Below are 1,358 nucleotides of genomic sequence, written 5' to 3'. Positions count from 1 at the left end.
CGGATACTCTCGAAGTGCCCAAACACAGCGGAACGTGTTGCCACAAATAAAATGGTCCACGTTGAACTTGATGACTGATGGAGCAATCATATCGACAAATGATTTTACTTCACTTCCCGTCATATCATTGGTTTTTATCTTTTTCATTCACTCACCCTTTCTTTGCAATAAAAAAACAACTTCAAAGAAAATTCTTCAAAGCTGCCTAATATATTGTATTTAAATTAGTTCGGTTTGGTAATTGATAGCATTCAATTAAAAATATACTTAAAAACTAATCTTGATCCATTACCCTTTGGTGGTTCTTCTATTACCTCATACTTATATTCTCCATCTAACGTCCTCATTGCGGAACACACTGTTGGCATTGCATTTGCCATCTTTAACGTCTGATGAATATCTCCCGAACGAATTACGAGATCTTTTTTTCCTTGTGCTTTTGCAATTTCGATTTCTTTTTGAATGAATTCCCTCACTTTCGAGACAGATGGGTTCACCGACTTATTTTTAATCTCAACCACTTCAGCTTGTTTTGAAGATGTCGTCTGATTCCTAATAGTATTTATTTGCGCTGTATCCAAATCATTATTAAGCGCTGTATTATACTGAGGTTTATAGTATTTAATGAGTTCCCTCTCAGCTTTATTATAATCATGAGTTCTATGAAAATACACAGAGACTGTATGCCCCGATTTAATAGAGTCGAGTACCATTTTGTTTATCTTACAGTTAGTAGATTGGCCCCCAATAAAACAATTTTTGGGTGAAATATTCCCGTACCCCATATTGAATCTTTGAGCAAAATCCGCTGCTTGACCAATGTAGACAAGTATGTCATCGATAAAAAACGCATATACCCCTGCTACTCCCGACCATTTCGAATGTATTGAAAATTTACAAAATGTACCTGAACCATGTTTATTCAACTCAAAAGAATCCTTTTTACTGTAATTTTCTTGCGGAGAATACTCTTGAATCTTACCCGATTCATCTAAAATTGGATTAATATCTTGGATATATTCGAAATCATAGCTCAGCAATTTCTTCATTTCAACTCACCTCAAAATAGTTTAATCAACGAATCATTTGTACATACTAATGCATTGATTATACCACCTTGGTATATTTTGCAAAAGGATTTGGAATCGATTCATTAATCACCAATAATCACCCACCTTTCGCCATCATAATCCTCAAACTTCTCTGTCGTTACATTCTGCTCGTAGTAGACTCCGAGTAATCGCTTTATGTCAGCATTATCTGCTCGTCTAGCAGTAAAGCCTTGATCCTTAAGGCTTTTTTCAATTCTTGATAGATAAGGAAACACATCTGAAGTTTTATCTTTCTGACTGTTCTCA

Annotated in this window: 2 protein-coding genes; both read right to left on the bottom strand. The window is 35.1% G+C overall.

Features of this window, described 5'->3' with window-relative positions; translation table 11 throughout:
- Positions 1-251: 251 nt before the first annotated feature.
- A complete protein-coding gene (locus tag CVU84_17625; protein PKM93089.1) occupies positions 252-1,049 on the bottom strand; it encodes a hypothetical protein in 798 nt (265 codons plus the stop codon).
- A gap of 104 nt (positions 1,050-1,153) precedes the next feature.
- Positions 1,154-1,358 (bottom strand): hypothetical protein (locus tag CVU84_17620; protein ID PKM93088.1); only part of this gene is annotated, 205 nt, incomplete at its 5' end.

The organism is Firmicutes bacterium HGW-Firmicutes-1 (genome assembly GCA_002841625.1).
GTDB lineage: Bacteria > Bacillota > Clostridia > Lachnospirales > Vallitaleaceae > HGW-1.
The sequence above is the reverse complement of the archived record's forward strand: the minus strand, read 5'-3'. Positions and strand labels throughout refer to the sequence as shown.

What these genes read in the sequence shown, in the direction of transcription:
- CVU84_17625 (PKM93089.1), bottom strand. Translation starts at nt 1,049, where the DNA reads ATGAAGAAATTGCTGAGCTATGATTTCGAATATATCCAAGATATTAAT.